This is a genomic window from Kribbella sp. NBC_00382, from assembly GCF_036067295.1.
Classification (GTDB): domain Bacteria; phylum Actinomycetota; class Actinomycetes; order Propionibacteriales; family Kribbellaceae; genus Kribbella.
In genome coordinates, this window is the sequence record NZ_CP107954.1 from 2,803,996 (window position 1) to 2,819,479 (window position 15,484).

A 15,484-nucleotide genomic window follows, 5' to 3' on the forward strand; every position below is an offset into this window, starting at 1 on the left:
ATCAGGGGTGGGTCAGGGGTCGTCTACGACTTTCGTCGGGTCTGGCGGACCGACCGATGGGGGATGCCCCCTTACCCACCCCGCAGCCTAGGTTCATGAGTATGAAAAAACGTTGGAAACAAGGACTTTCGGCGATGGTGATCATCGCTGCCCTGGTTGTGGCGTTGACGCCGGTCACTGCGTCAGCCACGCCTGGCAAGATCACTTGGAGTGCGTGCAAACCGGGCAGTGCGGTCCAGTGCGGCTATCTGTCCGTCCCGCTGGATTGGTCGAAGCCTGGCGGAGCGAAGACGCAGATCTACGTCGCGCGGGTTCCCGCGAAGGATCAGGCGCACAAGCTCGGCTCGTTGACGTTCAACCCCGGCGGTCCCGGTGGCGCCGGGGCGTCGATCTTCGCCGAGGGCCTGGCCGACGAGGTGTTCCCGGACTATCGCGACCGGTACGACCTGGTGAGCTTCGACCCACGCGGGACCGGCCTCAGCACTGCACTCGATTGTGGGCCGGTGCTGCGTCCCGGAGTACCGGTGTTTCCCAAGAACAAGGCCGAGTACGACGCGATGGTCGCCTCCAGCCGCGCCACCGGAGAAGCTTGCCTCAAGCAACATGGCGACCTGATGCGCAACCTCGACACCCGTACGGTCGCCCGCGACATGGACGCGATCCGGGCCGCCCTCGGCGAAGCCAAACTCAACTACATCGGCCTGTCCTACGGCTCCTATCTCGGTACTACGTACGCGCAACTCTTCCCGCACCGGATCGGCCGGATGGTGCTGGACGGGATCGTCGACCACGCGCAGACGCCGGTCAGGTTCACGCTCGACGAGGCGAAGAGCATGGAGGACACCTTCAACCGCTTCGCCGCGTGGTGCTCTACCGATGCCCAGTGCGCATTGCACGGACAAGATGTCGGCGCCGTCTGGGACAAGCTGGTCGCCAAGGCCGACAGGACTCCGCTGCAGGTGCCCGATCACCCACCGGTCACCGGCGACACCATGCGGATGACCTTGCCGGCGCTGCTGCCGAAGACGGACTTCATCGGCAACCCCTGGCCGCCGCTGGCCGAGGGGATCGCGCAGGCGGTGAAGGGCGACGGCACGTTGTTCGCTCAGGTGAGCTACGTCGGCGACTACGAGACGGCGTACGCCGCGGTGTCGTGCATGGACTTCCCCGGCGAGCTGAAGGGGTACACCGATGCGAAGGCCCGGATGGCGTTGGCCAAGGCCGTCGCTCCGCGCGTTGGTGCCGCCGTGGAGGGGTGGGCGATGACGGCGGCGTGCTCCGGCTGGCCGATCGCGCCGAGCAACCCGTGGCAGCCGACGCCGGTGAAGGACGCACCGCCGATCCTGATCACGTCGACGACGCATGATCCGTCGACGCCGGTGAGCAACGCGCGCGGGTTGGCGCGGCAGCTGCGGGGGAGCCGGTTGTTGCTGGCCGATGACGCTATCGGGCACACGGCCTACTTCAACTCGCCTTGTGCTCGTGGTGCGATCGCGACGTACCTGCTCGACGGGCAGTTGCCGCCGAAGCGGTCCACCTGCGGTTAGAAGGCCTCGAAGATTCGGCGGCAGCGCTCGGGGTCGATGGTCAGGCTGTGGGCGAGTCCCCAGAGCCAGTAGTCGACCGCCCGGAACACGACCCAGTCCCTCGCCCGTTCTGGGTCGAGTTCGGCTTCGCGGACGATGGTGTCGAAGTGTTGGCGGATCTCCGCGCTGTCGGCCATCTCGTCGACGCGGGTGAGCAGCGTTCGGCCCAGGTCGCACTCGGGGTCGCCGCGGTAGAGGACGGGGTCGACCACGATCCACGGTTCGCGGGCTCCCCGTAGTACCTGGTCGGAGTGGGAGTCGCCGTTCGCCGCGAGATCTGACGTGGTTTTCGAGAGGTGATTGGCGACTGTGAGTGCCTCGGTGAGCACTGCCTGGTCGAAGGGCTTGCCGAGTCGCTCCCAGTCCGCCTGCAGTTGGGGGACGCGGTTGCTCACATTGGTCGCCGTCGAAGGCACGTCAGCGGGCGCCGGTACGGCGAGGCGGCGCATCATCCGGCCGAGCACGGCCATCGCCTCGCCGACCGGCTGGTCGGCCAGGGAGTCGCCGAGTCGCTCCAGCAGCATCGCGCCGTGCGGGAGGTCGACGTCGTACAGGCGAACCGTCCCGCGTCCGTCCCACCAGCGCAGCGCCCGGGCGTGCTCCGCGAGATCGGGACCGGGCGGGGACATCCGCAGTACCAGCTGCTCGCCGTCGCGGGTGACCCTGACGACGATCGCGTTCGACCCGTGGGAGACGGGGCCGTCGATCGTCAGCCCCCACCTCTCGCACTGCCGGTCGACGGCCGCAGGCAGGTCTGCGAGCCATTCGCCGCCCCCCGTCCACCAGCGGGGCATCGCAAGGAAGGCCTCAGGCAGCTCAATCATTTGGCCAACCGTATGAGTTCCTGGGCAAATGGTCTCCCCGTTTACCGGTTCGGCAGCCCATGATGTGGAGCATGGGCGGATTGGTTAGGCGTGTGGATGAGTAGCTTGCAGTTCGATCCGGAGGTGTCGCGGCAGATCGAATCGGTCTACACCACACCGGACGTGATCGAGCAACGACGGGTGGTACGGACCGCGCTGGCGCTCCGGCCGGGTGACCGGGTGCTGGATGTCGGCGTCGGGCCGGGGCTGCTGGCCGCGGAGATGGCGGCGGAGGTCGGGCCGGACGGGCGCGTCTGCGGGATCGATATCAGCGACAGCATGCTCGCGATCGCCAGTACCCGGGCGAAGGTCCCCGACGGTCCCGCGCTCGAGCTGGAACTGGCCTCGGCCGATCGCATCCCGCACGGCGCCGAGAGCTTCGACGTCGTCGTGTCGACCCAGGTCTTCGAGTACCTGGACGACGTACCGGCTGCTCTCAACGAGATCCGCCGGGTACTACGCCCTGCCGGGCGCGTCGTCCTGCTCGACACCGACTGGGGCTCGATCGTCTGGCGCTCCTCCGACGACGCGCGGATGGCTCGCGTACTGACCGCCTTCGAGGAACACCTGGAGGACCCGCATCTCCCACGCACCCTCGGCGACTCGCTGACCAAGGCGGGCTTCACCGTCACCCACCAGCTGGTCGTCCCGATGCTCAACACCGGCTACGACGCCCGCACCTACAGCGCCGGCCTGATCGACATCGTCGAAGCCTTCGTTCCCGGCCGCGCCAAGGTCACCGAAGCCGAAGCCACCGCCTGGGCCGACGACCTCCGCGCCCTCGCCGACAGCTACTTCTTCAGCCTCAACCGCTACCTCTTCGTCGCTTCCGCTCTCTAGGTTCTGAGGGGCAGCAGGCGATCCGCTGTGGCCCGGCCGACCTCGCGCATCGCCTCGGGGCTCATGTCCGTCTTGAGCAGGAACTGCAGACCTTGCTGGATGGTGAGCAGCAGCCGGCCCAGTTCGCGTGGGTTCGTGTCGTCGGGGAGATCGCCTTCCGCGACGGCCCGGGCGACCGCGTTGGTGAAACAGTCCTCCACCGCCTGGTACGTCGTCCGCGCATAGCCGGTCACCTCGGGGTCACGGGCCGCCAGCTCGGTCGAACTGTTCGCCAGGAAGCATCCACGGGTGGTGGCGACCGGACCGTCGTGCTCGGCGACCGGGTCGGGCGGCCCGGGGACGAAGAAACTCCGCAGTACGTCGATAGCGCGGGTATCTCGCCCGACCGCCTCGCAGACGCCGTCCGCCGTCTCATGCGCGTAGGCGCCCAGCACCTTGAGGAACAGCTGACGCTTGTCGCCGAACGCGCCGTACAGGCTGCCCTTGCCAAGCCCGGTCGCCTTCATCAGGTCATCGAGCGAGGTGGCCGCGTAGCCCTTCTGCCAGAACTCGTCGCGCGCCGCCCGCAGTACCTGCTGCTCGTCGAACATCCTCGGCCTACCCATGGCAGCCAGCATACCGGCTTATTTGACCGATCGGTCCTGAAAGGCTTTACTGGACCGCATGGTCAATTACTCACTGCAAGGCAAGACCGCACTGGTCACCGGCGGCACCCGAGGCATCGGCGCGGCGATCGTCGCCAAGCTGCTCGCCGGCGGCGCGACCGTCGTCACCACCTCCCGCACGCCGGTCGACAACCTCCCGGCCGGCGTCCATTACGTCCAGGCAGACCTCGGTACGCCGGAAGGCGCGACCCACCTCGCTGAGCGGACCCTCGACCACTTCGACGGCAAGCTCGACATCCTGGTCAACAACGCGGCCTCCGGTCAGGCGCATCCGAAGGGCGCGGCCTCCATCCCGGACGACGAGTGGCAGTCCGCGCTGAGCACGTCGTACCTGAGCTCGGTCTGGGTCACCTCACGCCTGCTGGCCAACCTGCTCGAGTCGAAGGGCGCCATCGTCAACATCTCGTCGGCCGTCACGCTCGAGGTCGTTCCCGCGCTCGCGCATTACGCGGCAGCGAAGGCCGCGCTGGAGAAGTACAGCCAGACCCTCGCCGCCGAGCTGGCTCCCCAGGGCGTCCGCCTCAACGTCGTCATCCCCGGCAACGTCCTCACCCCCGGCGCCGACAAGATCCGCCAGGACATCGCCGACGCGGCCGGCATTCCACTCGAAGCAATGACAGCCGGTACTCCGCTCGGCCGCGCCGGCATCCCCACCGACATCGCCGAAGCGGTCGGCTTCCTCGTCTCCGACCAGGCCGAGTGGATCACCGGCACGCAGTTGCTGGTGGACGGCGGCGCCTCGGTGGGCCTGGCCGCCTGACGGTCCTCGGGTGACGGCCAGGGGCGGGCGCATCGTGGGATACGCCCGCCGCCGTCGGTCGTTCTCCCGCCCCTCAGTGGGAGAACTCGCGGCTCGGTGAGCACCACCCATGCCCGAATGGGGCCGACTGAACCGCGGGATCATCTACTCGTACCCCAGTCGCCGCCGCTCACACACCACCGGTCGGAAAACTTGACGTTTCTCGTACACCCGGTGGCCGAACGGTCATGGACGGATGACACCGGGCCGCCCTAACCTGAAAGGCGATTCCGGGGCCGGGGGAGGCTGCGGGCGTCAGGGGGAGGGATATGCGATGACGGACGTCTTCGACGAGATCCACGAGGACGAGTTGACCGAGGCCGAGCTGGACGAGCTGGAGGCGCTCGGCGCCGCCGAGGATGCGGAGCTGATCATCGGCGCCTCCGAGGCCGGTCGGGTCGAGGTCGGGAAAATAGATGCCTGAGGCAAGGATCGTCTGGCGGGACACGCTGCTGAACCAGCGGACCGTGGCGATGCTGATCGCGGCCGAGAAGATCCACCGTTCGAAGTTCAAGTATCTGCAGGGCTCGTACAACAAGGGCGGGGTCGAGGCATCGGCCGGCACCCATGACGGTGGCGGCGCGGTCGACGTCGGCGTGGTGAGCCAGACTCCGGCCCAGCGGCGGGCGATCGTGCTCGCGCTGCGGCAGGTCGGGTTCGCCGCCTGGCTCCGCACGCCGGCCCAGGGCCGCTGGCCGTACCACGTGCATGCGATCGCGATCGGGGACAAGGACCTGTCTCGCGGCGCGGCGGCTCAGGTACTCGAGTACAAGCGCAAGCGCAACGGACTGGCCAACCGCGGCAAGGACGACGGGCCGGCCGGGTACTACGGGATGACCTGGGAGATCTACCTCAAGGCACACCCGGTACCGCCGCCCGCAGTACCGGACTCGTCCATCTCGCTCGGGGCGATGGCCTACGCGCGGACTCATGACGTGATGACCGGCGCATGGGCCGCCGATCGGGCCCGGGTGGTCGCCTGGGCGGCGCATCCGAAGGTCGCCGCGATCAGTCAGCACGAGACCGTGCCGCCGCCCGGGACCTCTTGGCATGTGCATTTCGGACAGATAATGCGGAGGGTCCAGCTGAAGTTCGGGCTCCCGCAGACGGGGATCTTCACCAATGGCGTGGCCGCCCAGATGAAGCGGTACGGCTACACGATCACCGCTTGAGTTCTGCTGTTCGTCTGGTGCAACGACAAAGCCCCACCGGTAGCAGCCGGTGGGGCCTTGATTTGTCCACTACCGCCCGAGTTTCCGGTGCAGCTGTGGAGGTGGAGAGCGGAACCGGCGCCGATGCAGGGGTCAAGACGCCAGCTCCGCTTGCTATGGGGTTATCTCGCGTCGACCGTCCAGACGTGCGCCTGGTGGGACTCGAGGTGCTGCTGCATTCCGACCGGTGCGCCGGCTGCTCCGAGGTGCTGGAGCGTCGGTACCACTACCGCTCGTACGTCCGTCCGCTTCACTTCGTCCAGCAGCGCGTGGAACGCGGCGGACTCGGCGGCGTCGCGCTCGGTGTACACCGTGCCGAGGGTGAATCCCTCGGCACTGGCGAACGCGGCGAGCGAGTTCGTGGCCGCGGCCAGTTCCTCGGCGCAGCCGAGCGCGTCGGCCCGGACGTAGCCGAGCAGCGTCGGACGGGTGGTCATCGCGATCGCTCCGGCGCGCCGACCGCGTCGACGAGAACCGGCTCGCTGGTCACTCGCAGCGAGGCGAACCGGCGGCGCATGGCCTCTTCGTACTGCGCCGCGTGGTCGACGTCGGCGATGTGATCGGCGATCGTGGTGGCGCCGAACCAGACCCGCACGCGGCGGTGCGAGGCGGGGATCTCGATCGACTCGGTCATCGGTGGTCCTTCACTTCGAGGGGGCTGCCCGACGCTGGGCATAAGGAAAGAACACCGTATAAAGCCGGGCCCTGGAATAGACTGGCAACGACCTTTACAGAGGCCTTACGCTCCGTGCGAAACCGCTGGTCAGAGCACTGGGAGCGGTTCCGGGAAGGGTCTGGCTTTATGGCCTGTCAAGAATGTTTGCAGTAATTTGCCAATAACGATTCGAACAACCGCCCGCTATTAGTTTCCAGCGTTAAATGTAGGACTTCCTGGTAACTCCGAGCACACGTCCGGCCACGCTCCGAACCTTTGTCCGGTGGTGATCGGATCCGGCCGCAGGATTCCCTTCGCACGGGTTGTCCGCAAATACTTACGACCAGGGCCGCAACTACACTGCGTAGCGCGTCGTCACGGTGCCGGGTGCCTCGGTCGGCTGAGTTTCGCCGGGTGGGCCGGCACTGCGAACAGCGTCACCGGCGCGGCTAGTACTGCGAACGCTGCGATCACGTTGAGGGTGATTGGCAGGCCCATGAGCTTGGTGAGGGCTGGGGCGGCGAGCGCGCCGATCACGACCGTGAGGGAGTCCATCGCGAAGAAGAGTGAACCGATGCGGCCGAGCAGGTCGGTGGGGGCGACGCGTTGGATGGTGGTTTCGGCGGTGATCAGAAGGATGCTGCCGGGAAAGCCGATCAGTGCGGTCGCGGCGATCGCTAGAGGCACGCTCGGGGAATTGAAGAGGGCGAAGAATGCTGCGCCGAGGGCGAGCTGGGTGACGATGAGCAGGTCGCGAATGCTCAACCAGGTAAGGGCTTTTGGGCTGAGTGCAGCGCCCAGGAGGAAGCCTGCGCCGAGTCCTGAGATCAGATAGCCGACGGTTTGCCCGGGCGCGTCTAGTCGCTCGACGGTGAAAGGAACCAGGAGTGCTGTCGCGCCGGCGTTGGCGGTCAGGAACACACCGTTGGCGATCAGGATTCCGGAGAGGATCTTGCTTCGGGCTACTCCTCGGAGGCCTTCTTTGAGTGCCTGGAATCCCTTGTCCAGCTGGGTTTCTGTTGTGATTCGGCGGTGGCGGATTGTGGCGATGATCGCCGCCGACAACAAGTAGCTGGCGATGTCGAGGAGTAGGACGAAGGTGATTCCCGGTCCGGTCAGGAGGAGTGCGCCGAGGGGTGGGGCGGTCAGGCGGATCACGCTGCCGGAGAAGGCGGTGAGCGAGTTCGCTGCCGCCAGTCCTTCGCCGGTCCCCACCACGGCTGGGGTGAGTGCGCGGGCGGCGGGTCTGAAGACCATGGTTGCCAGGTTTTCGACCAGTACTGCGACGTATACGAGCCAGATGCGGTCGGCGGAATCGGCGAACAGGATCAAGGCGACGGCGGCCGCGCTGACCAGATCGGACAACCACATTGCGCGGGACAGGTTCCAGCGGTCGAGCAGTACGCCTGCCCATGGTCCGACGATCAACGCGGGTACGGCCTCCAGGGCCACCGTGAGCCCCGTTGCGGCGGTCGAGCCGGTCAGTTGGAACACGTGGACCGGGATCGCGACCACCAGCAGCCAGGACCCGACACCGGAGATCGCGCCGCTGATCCAGAGCCGCCTGAAGTCGCCGTTCCTGAGGATCCTCACGGCGATGAAAACTATCCTCCTGCGACACTTCTTGGCAACAGTGTTCTGTGGAGATAGTCTGCGGGCGTGGACCTGAGCGCCGAACTGAGAGACCGCCGCAAGGCGGCCAACCGCACGATCGCCTCCGTCGCCGTCGACGCGGGACTCTCCGTTCCGTACATCGCCAACCTGGAGAACGGCCGCGGCAACCCCACCGTCGCCGCCCTCGACCGCCTGGCCACCGCCCTCGGCGCGCAGCTACAACTCACGATCGTCGACGAAACGCCTCCCGCTGCTCCCGCCCCCTCGGTAGCCGCCGACTTACTGGCCGCCTCACCTCGCGCGCCCCGAGTCATCGCCGACCTGGCAGCCGCCCAAGGCGCGACCAAACGCTCCGTCGAACGCCGCCTGACCGCAGCCATCGACAGCCTCACCGAACTCCTGCCCGGCGACCCCACCACAGCCGACCTGGATCGCCTCCTCGACCTCCTCCTCCTGGCAGACAAAACCTGAGCTGGCCAACTCGCCCGACGTCGAGCACCGCTTGTCGAGCAGCTCGGCGAAAGTACGGTGCCCCCGTGGAGTTGGCTGACTGGCGGCGCCGGTAGGTGCGGGGATTGGGCGGGGGTGGCAATTGGCGGGCCGTTGGTTGGGGGTGGGGCTAGGGTCGAGTGGTGGAGATTGCTGCGCGGATCGCGTCCGCTCAAATGGTGGGGTTGGGGAGGTCGCGTCGGCAGATCGTGGCCGGGCCGTTGGTCGGGATGCTGCATGACGAGGACGTCTGGTTCTTGTCCAGTGCGGTCGCGGCTGATCCAGGGACGCCCTTCGATCCCGAGGAAGTGTCGTGGGCTCTCGACACGATTCGCCAGGCCTTCGCCGCCGAGGGGCGGTGGCTGCACGTCGAGCTGGTCGAGGAGGCCAACCCCGGCCTTGCTGATGCCCTCGTTGCGCACGGTATGACGATCGCCGCGCGCCCGCCGCTGCTGGTGGTCGAGCCCGCCAATCTCAAACTCCCCGACTTCCCCGAAGGCATCACCGCCTCCGTCATCACCTCAGTTGAGGAACAGTCCGAGGCCGACGCAGTAGCTGCTGACGCGTACGAGACCACGGACGCGGCGAACCCGTTCCAACCCGATCCGGTCAACGGCGCCAGCGTGCTGATCCGCCAGAACGGCGTACCGGTCGCGACGGCTGCATGGACTGCGATCGCCGACGGGGTGACCGAAGTCGCCGGCGTCGGCACCCTGCATTCGCATCGACGCCAGGGCTTCGGCGCGCTCGCCACGGCGTACGCGACCCAGCAAGCCTTCGAACTCGGCGGCGCGACCCTCGCCTGGCTCACCCCCGGCGACGACGGCGCCGACCGCCTCTACCGCAGCCTCGGCTACGACCCCAAGGCAACAGCAGTCCACCTCGGCGACCCCGGCGGCCACCTCGCCGACCTGCGCTAGACCCCAACGCTCACAGCACCTCGCCGATCTGCGCTAGTACCCCCGGCGCTCGTAGCACCACGCTTTTCATGCGGGCGGTTGTCCCGCTCGACAGGAGATAGTCCGCCAAACTGCCCTCCCGGCCACCACCGCACGCGTGGCCCTGCCACCGACCGGTGACTATGTCCTGTCGAGCGGGACAACAACCTCCCGCGCCTGCCCTACCGCACGACGGCGCCGACCGCGTCGGCCAACTTCCTCGACAACTTCAAGAACTTCGTGCTGGCCCTGCAGATCCCGTTCCTGGCCCAGAAGCTGCCCGTCGTACCGCGAACCCACCTGCGGAGATGATCTACCCCGCTACCTCAGCGACTTCGTGAACATCAACGTCGCGTCGTCGTCGAGCCGCACCATCTCACCGGGCGGCACCGGCTTCCAGTCGTACATCAGCCCGCGTCCGTCCGGCAGATACCCGCGCCGGAAGTACATCCGCTGAGCGCTCCCGTAGTCGGCGTACAACCCGACCCCGATCCCCACCACACTCGACCGCTCCGCAGCCCGCGCCTCGGCCGCATCCATCAACGCACTCCCGATCCCTTGCCGCCGGAATGTCGGCAACACGTTGAGATCCTGTACCTCCGGTATGCCGGCCCCGTGGTCGTACGCCGGCTCCCAGGTCAAGGTCACATACCCCGCAAGCTCCCCGTCCACGGTCGCCACAAAGACATCACGCTCCCCAGCGCGCTGCTGTCCGAGCAATTTCTCATACCGCTCCACCGTCCGCCCCGGCCACCCCAACGCACTGAACGCCGCCGAGATCACCACCGGATCCCCGTCCTCCATCGCCCTGATCTCCAGCACCCCAGCACCTTCCGTCGACCTAGCAGGCAACGTACGGCGCGCACCCTTGGCCCAGCGACCGATTTAACCCATCGCACACAGGCTCCGGCGCGAACGGGGTGCGGTCAGGTCTGGGGGTTGGGGCCGAGGAGATCCCAGCGGTTCCCCGAGACGTCGACGAAGACGACCACGCGGCCGTACGGCTCGTCCCGCGGTTCGTTGACGAACTGAACTCCCGCCCGACGCATCCGGCCGTAGGTGTCCTCGAAGTCGTCGACCCGCAGGAACAGGCCCACCCGCCCGGCGAACTGATTGCCGACCGCCTGCTGTTGCCGCTCACCGTCAGCCTTGGCGAGCAGCAACGCGGTCGTCGCACCAGGGGGCCGCACAACAACCCATCGCTTCGGCCGCCCGTCGTTGGTGACCGACGGCGAGTCCTCGACCAGCTCGAACCCCAGCACATCGACGTAGAACCGGATAGCGGCGTCGTAGTCATCAACAATCACCGCAAACTGCTCAAGATGCATACCAGTCAGAAGATCATCCACAACCACGAACAAACAAACCGGCCGGCACCCGCGACAACCAGGCGGGCCGGCACCCGTGAAACCGGCGGGCCCACCCGCGACAACCGGGCGGGCGGGCCCGCCAAAGCAAACCGGCCGGCACCCGCGAGGGGTGCCGGCCGGTTGTTCGGTTCTGGGTCAGCGGACGGTGAAGCCTGCCAGCCGGTCCTGGTTGATGCTCAGCGGACGGTGAAGCCTGCCTTGCGGAAGGCGTCGGCGAGGGAGCCTTCGTCCATCGGGACGTCCTTGGCCGGCTGCGAGTTGCCCCGGCCGCCTTGACCGCCTCGGCCCTGACCGCCGCCTTGGCCGCCGCGACCTTGACCGCCGCCGCCCGGGCCGCGGCCTCCGCCGCCGGAACCGCCCGGACCACGGCCACCGCCAGAGCCGCCCGGGCCACGGCCGCCGCCGGAACCGCCTGGGCCGCCGCTACGGTTTTCACCGGAGCGGGCCGAGCGGCCTTCGCCGGTGCGGGGGCCGGAGGTCTGGGCGCCTACCTCGTCGTCGAGGCGCAGGGTCAGGGAGATGCGTTGCCGCGGGATGTCGACCTCGAGGACCTTCACCTTGACGATGTCGCCCGGCTTGACCACCTCGCGGGGGTCCTTGACGTAGTTCTTCGACAGGGCCGAGACGTGCGCCAGACCGTCCTGGTGCACACCGATGTCGATGAACGCGCCGAAGGCCGCCACGTTGGTGACCTGGCCTTCCAGCCGCATCCCGGGCTTCAGGTCGCCGATCTTGTCGACACCCTCGGCGAAGGTCGCGGTCTTGAAGGCCGGCCGCGGGTCGCGCCCGGGCTTCTCCAGCTCGGCCAGGATGTCGGTCACCGTCGGCAGGCCGAACATGTCGTCCACGAAGTCCGCCGCCTTCAGCGCCTTCAACGCGGGCGAGCCGATCAGCGACTTCAGATCAGTGCTGGTCGCGTCGATGATCCGCCGTACCACCGGATACGCCTCTGGGTGCACGCTCGACGAGTCCAGCGGGTCCGCGCCATCCGGGATCCGGAGGAAGCCGGCCGCCTGCTCGAACGCCTTCGGCCCGAGCCGCGGTACCTCCTTGAGCGCGGTCCGCGACTTGAACGGACCGTTCTGGTCGCGGTAGATGACGATGTTGTCCGCGAGCCCCTGGGTGATCCCGGAGACCCGGGTCAGCAGCGGCGCGGAGGCGGTGTTGAGGTCGACCCCGACCGCGTTCACCGCGTCTTCGACGACCGCGTCCAGCGAACGGGACAGCGAGGCCTCCGGCAAGTCGTGCTGGTACTGCCCGACGCCGATCGACTTCGGGTCGATCTTCACCAGCTCGGCCAGCGGGTCCTGCAGCCGGCGCGCGATCGACACCGCGCCGCGCAGCGTGACGTCCATCCCGGGCAACTCGGCCGACGCGAAGGCGGAGGCGGAGTACACAGACGCCCCTGCCTCCGACACGACTGCCTTGGTCAGCTTGAGCTCGGGGTGCTTGGCGATCAGCTCGGCCGCCAGCTTGTCGGTCTCACGCGACGCCGTACCGTTGCCAATAGCAATCAAATCGACCTTGTGTGCGGCGGCCAGCGCTGCCAGCGTCGCGATCGACCGGTCCCATTGGTTCTGCGGGACGTGGGGGTAGATGACCCCGGTGGAGACGACCTTGCCGGTCGCGTCGACCACGGCGACCTTGACGCCGGTACGGAAGCCTGGGTCCAGCCCCATCGTGGCGCGCGTGCCGGCCGGTGCCGCGAGCAGCAGGTCACGCAGGTTCGACGCGAAGATGCGGACCGCCTCGTCCTCGGCGGCCTGGCGCAGCCGGGTCCGCAGGTCGATGCCGAGGTGGACCAGGATCTTCGTCCGCCACGCCCAGCGAACCGTCTCGACCAGCCACTGGTCGGCCGGGCGGCCCTTGTTTTCCACGCCGACCTTGCGGGCGATGGTCGCCTCGTACTCGGTCGGGCCGTCCAGCTCCTCGGCCCCCGCGGGCTCGGGCTCGATGGTCAGCGAGAGGACCTCTTCCTTCTCGCCACGGAACATCGCCAGGATCCGGTGCGACGGCATCTTGGTGAACGGCTCGTCGAAGTCGAAGTAGTCCGAGAACTTCGCGCCGTCGGTCTCCTTGCCCTCGCGCACCTTCGAGCCGAGCCGGCCGCGCGACCAGACCCGCTCACGCAGCTCGCCGATCAGGTCGGCGTCCTCGGCGAAGCGCTCGACCAGGATCGCCCGGGCGCCGTCGAGCGCTGCCTGCGGGTCGGCCACCTGGTCGTTCACGAACACCGTCGCCGCGGCCAGTGGCGGCACGCTCGGGTCGGACAGCAGTCCGTCCGCGAGCGGCTCCAGCCCGGCCTCGCGGGCGATCATCGCCTTGGTCCGGCGCTTCGGCTTGAACGGCAGGTAGATGTCCTCCAGCCGCGACTTCGTCTCCGCCGCGAGGATCGATGCCTTCAGGGCGTCGTCCAGCTTGCCCTGGCTCTCGATCGACTCGAGCACGGTCTGCCGGCGCTCCTCCAGTTCGCGCAGGTACCGCAGGCGCTCCTCGAGCGTGCGCAGTTGCGCGTCGTCGAGCTCGCCGGTGATTTCCTTGCGGTACCGCGCGATGAACGGCACCGTCGAGCCCTCGTCCAGCAGCCCGACGGTTGCCCGGACCTGGCCCACGCCGACTTCCAGCTCGTCAGCGATCCTCTGCTCGATCGACTGCAATGCCACTGTCCCGCATCCCCTCTACATCCGATGACAGACGAGCATTCTGCCCCGCTCGCCGCACCCCACATCCTTCCCTATCCCCCCGACACAACACGACCACCGCCCCCACCCTGTGGACAACTCCCCCGGCCCCAGTGCTCCACCGAGCCCAGAACTGGCGACCTTGAACACCAAAGGGCGACCTTGAACAAGTTATTACCTGTTCAAGGTCGCCGTTTGGTGTTCAAGCACACCAGTTCTGGTGGCTGGGTGGGTCAGGCGGCGTCGAGTACGAGGTCTTCGTCGCCCTTGGCCTCAGCGGCCGTGGAGCGGGTGGGGCGCATCAGGGTGCAGGCGATGACTACTGCGATGGCGACGAGGAGACCGGCGACGGCGAAGGAGAGGTGGAAGCCGCTGGTCAGGGCGTCGAGGGCGGGCTTGCCGGCGGCGGTCAGGGTCTCGGTGCGGGTGGCTGAGAGGGTGGCCAGTACGGCCAGGCCGAGGGCGGCGCCTACCTCGCCCATGGTGCCGATCAGGCCGGAGGCGAGGCCGGCGTCTTCGGGCTTCACGTCTGCCATCGACAGGCCCATCAGGGCGGGGAAGCAGACGCCGCCACCCAGTCCGAGCAGGAAAAGTACCGGCATCACGTGGATGAAGTAGTTGCCGTCGACAGGTGCCTGGGTGAAGAGCGCCAGCCCGGCCACGATCAGGACGAGCCCGCCGATCAGCGGCCGGCGCGGGCCGAAGCGCATCACCAGCTTCTCCGAGTACTTCACCGACAGCAACCCCATCACCAGCGTCGTCGGCAGGAACGCCAGCCCGATCTCCAGGGCGTCGTACCCGAGTACGCGCTGCAGGTAGAGCGACCCGAGGAAGAAGATCCCGAACATGCCCGCCGAGGACAGCGCCTGGATCAGGTTGGCCCCGGTCAGCGTCCGGGACCGGAAGATCCGCAACGGCACCAGTGGGTTCGTGGCGGTCGCCTCCCGGACGATGAAGCAGGCCAGCAGAGTCAGCGTCAGCAGCGACAGCGCGATGGTCCGGGGAGCGGTCCAGCCCAGCTCAGCGGCCGGCTTCACGATCGTGAACACGCCGACCATCAGCGCCGAGGTGATCAGCACAGCACCCGGTACGTCGGTACCGCGCCCGAACCCGAGCCCCTTGTCCTTCTCGATGCAACGAACAGCCAGCAGAGCGGTGACGATCCCGATCGGCAGGTTCACGAAGAAGATCCAGTGCCAGCTGATCGCCTGCGTCAGCACGCCACCGGCCAGCAGGCCGATCGAGCCACCGGCCGAGGCGACGAAGGCGAAGACGCCGATCGCCTTGGCCTGCTCCCGCGGTTCGGGGAACAGCGTCACGATCATGCCCAGGATGACGGCCGAGGTGAGCGCTCCGCCCACCCCTTGCAGGAACCGGGCGGCGATGAGGACAGTCGAAGAAGAAGCGAGCCCGCAGAGGACGGAGGCCACGGTGAAGACGATCAGCCCGCTGACGAAGATGGTCCGCCGCCCGAGCAGGTCGCCGAGCCGGCCAGCCAGCAGGAGCAGCCCGCCGAAGGCGATCAGGTAAGCGTTCACCACCCACGCGAGGCTGGAGCTGCTGAAGCCGAGATCGTCTTGGATGGCCGGCAGCGCCACGTTCACGATCGTGACGTCGAGAACGATCATCAGCATGCCCGCGCAGAGAACATAGAGAGCAAGCCAGCGCGAGCGGCCGCCCTGCGTGGCCGGCGTCGTCGCCAGGGTGTCGGTCGTCGCGTACATCGGGGTACTCCTTCTGGTCCGGTAGGGGCCTTACACCTCTACGTCGAAC

At 67.8% G+C, this 15,484-nt stretch carries 16 protein-coding genes; 7 read left to right on the forward strand and 9 right to left on the reverse strand.

Going from position 1 to position 15,484, the window contains the following annotated elements; all coding sequences use genetic code 11:
* Window positions 1-101 precede the first annotated feature (101 nt).
* Entirely contained in the window at window positions 102-1,547 is a 1,446-nt protein-coding gene (locus OHA70_RS13790; protein WP_328332371.1) for an alpha/beta hydrolase, read from the forward strand.
* Here the strand turns inward: OHA70_RS13790 and OHA70_RS13795 are convergent.
* Entirely contained in the window at window positions 1,544-2,410 is an 867-nt protein-coding gene (locus OHA70_RS13795; protein ID WP_328332373.1) for an aminoglycoside phosphotransferase family protein, read from the reverse strand. The genes OHA70_RS13790 and OHA70_RS13795 overlap by 4 nt on opposite strands.
* Before the next feature lie 96 nt (window positions 2,411-2,506).
* Here OHA70_RS13795 and OHA70_RS13800 point away from each other — a divergent pair, with 96 nt between their 5' ends.
* On the forward strand, window positions 2,507-3,289 hold the full coding sequence (locus OHA70_RS13800; protein ID WP_328332374.1) for a methyltransferase domain-containing protein: 783 nt from the start codon (window positions 2,507-2,509) through the stop codon (window positions 3,287-3,289).
* On the opposite strand, the gene OHA70_RS13805 is transcribed toward OHA70_RS13800, so the two are convergent.
* The gene (locus OHA70_RS13805; protein WP_328332376.1) at window positions 3,286-3,894 is read right to left on the reverse strand and encodes a TetR/AcrR family transcriptional regulator; all 609 of its coding nucleotides are present in this window, start codon (window positions 3,892-3,894) and stop codon (window positions 3,286-3,288) included. The two genes, OHA70_RS13800 and OHA70_RS13805, sit on opposite strands and share 4 nt — an antisense overlap.
* A 58-nt stretch (window positions 3,895-3,952) precedes the next feature.
* Here OHA70_RS13805 and OHA70_RS13810 point away from each other — a divergent pair, with 58 nt between their 5' ends.
* From OHA70_RS13810 to OHA70_RS13820, 3 genes are all read left to right on the forward strand, one after another.
* The gene (locus OHA70_RS13810) at window positions 3,953-4,714 is read left to right on the forward strand and encodes an oxidoreductase (protein ID WP_328332378.1); all 762 of its coding nucleotides are present in this window, start codon (window positions 3,953-3,955) and stop codon (window positions 4,712-4,714) included.
* Window positions 4,715-5,027: 313 nt separating this feature from the next.
* Window positions 5,028-5,177, forward strand: a complete 150-nt coding sequence (locus tag OHA70_RS13815) for a hypothetical protein (RefSeq protein ID WP_328332380.1) — start codon at window positions 5,028-5,030, stop codon at window positions 5,175-5,177.
* On the forward strand, window positions 5,170-5,925 hold the full coding sequence (locus OHA70_RS13820; protein WP_328332382.1) for a hypothetical protein: 756 nt from the start codon (window positions 5,170-5,172) through the stop codon (window positions 5,923-5,925). Before OHA70_RS13815 ends, OHA70_RS13820 begins: the two co-directional genes overlap by 8 nt.
* A 161-nt stretch (window positions 5,926-6,086) precedes the next feature.
* Here the strand turns inward: OHA70_RS13820 and OHA70_RS13825 are convergent, their stop codons facing one another.
* From OHA70_RS13825 to OHA70_RS13835, 3 genes are all read right to left on the reverse strand, one after another.
* Window positions 6,087-6,401 carry a hypothetical protein gene (locus OHA70_RS13825; RefSeq protein ID WP_328332384.1) on the reverse strand — a complete coding sequence of 105 codons (315 nt, stop codon included), beginning with the start codon at window positions 6,399-6,401 and terminating at the stop codon, window positions 6,087-6,089.
* Window positions 6,398-6,598 carry a hypothetical protein gene (locus OHA70_RS13830; RefSeq protein WP_328332386.1) on the reverse strand — a complete coding sequence of 67 codons (201 nt, stop codon included), beginning with the start codon at window positions 6,596-6,598 and terminating at the stop codon, window positions 6,398-6,400. Before OHA70_RS13830 ends, OHA70_RS13825 begins: the two co-directional genes overlap by 4 nt.
* Window positions 6,599-6,994: 396 nt before the next feature.
* Complete coding sequence (locus tag OHA70_RS13835) at window positions 6,995-8,212, reverse strand: MFS transporter (RefSeq protein ID WP_328332388.1); 1,218 nt, start codon at window positions 8,210-8,212, stop codon at window positions 6,995-6,997.
* 66 nt (window positions 8,213-8,278) lie between these two features.
* On the opposite strand from OHA70_RS13835, the gene OHA70_RS13840 reads away from it, so the two are divergent.
* Window positions 8,279-8,704, forward strand: coding sequence for a helix-turn-helix domain-containing protein (locus OHA70_RS13840; protein WP_328332390.1), 426 nt, complete (start codon window positions 8,279-8,281; stop codon window positions 8,702-8,704).
* A gap of 161 nt (window positions 8,705-8,865) precedes the next feature.
* A complete protein-coding gene (locus OHA70_RS13845; RefSeq protein ID WP_328332394.1) occupies window positions 8,866-9,642 on the forward strand; it encodes a GNAT family N-acetyltransferase in 777 nt (258 codons plus the stop codon).
* Between the two features lie 339 nt (window positions 9,643-9,981).
* Here OHA70_RS13845 and OHA70_RS13850 read toward each other — a convergent pair whose 3' ends face one another.
* The 4 genes from OHA70_RS13850 to OHA70_RS13865 all read right to left on the reverse strand — a co-directional run bounded on the left by OHA70_RS13850 (window position 9,982) and on the right by OHA70_RS13865 (window position 15,435).
* The gene (locus OHA70_RS13850; RefSeq protein ID WP_328332396.1) at window positions 9,982-10,482 is read right to left on the reverse strand and encodes a GNAT family N-acetyltransferase; all 501 of its coding nucleotides are present in this window, start codon (window positions 10,480-10,482) and stop codon (window positions 9,982-9,984) included.
* A 104-nt stretch (window positions 10,483-10,586) separates the two neighbouring features.
* Window positions 10,587-10,988 (reverse strand): VOC family protein, encoded by a 402-nt coding sequence (locus OHA70_RS13855; protein ID WP_328332398.1) that lies wholly within the window; start codon window positions 10,986-10,988, stop codon window positions 10,587-10,589.
* 218 nt (window positions 10,989-11,206) lie between these two features.
* Entirely contained in the window at window positions 11,207-13,693 is a 2,487-nt protein-coding gene (locus OHA70_RS13860) for a Tex family protein (protein WP_328332400.1), read from the reverse strand.
* 251 nt (window positions 13,694-13,944) lie between these two features.
* The gene (locus tag OHA70_RS13865; RefSeq protein ID WP_328332402.1) at window positions 13,945-15,435 is read right to left on the reverse strand and encodes an MFS transporter; all 1,491 of its coding nucleotides are present in this window, start codon (window positions 15,433-15,435) and stop codon (window positions 13,945-13,947) included.
* Between the last annotated feature and the right edge of the window lie 49 nt (window positions 15,436-15,484).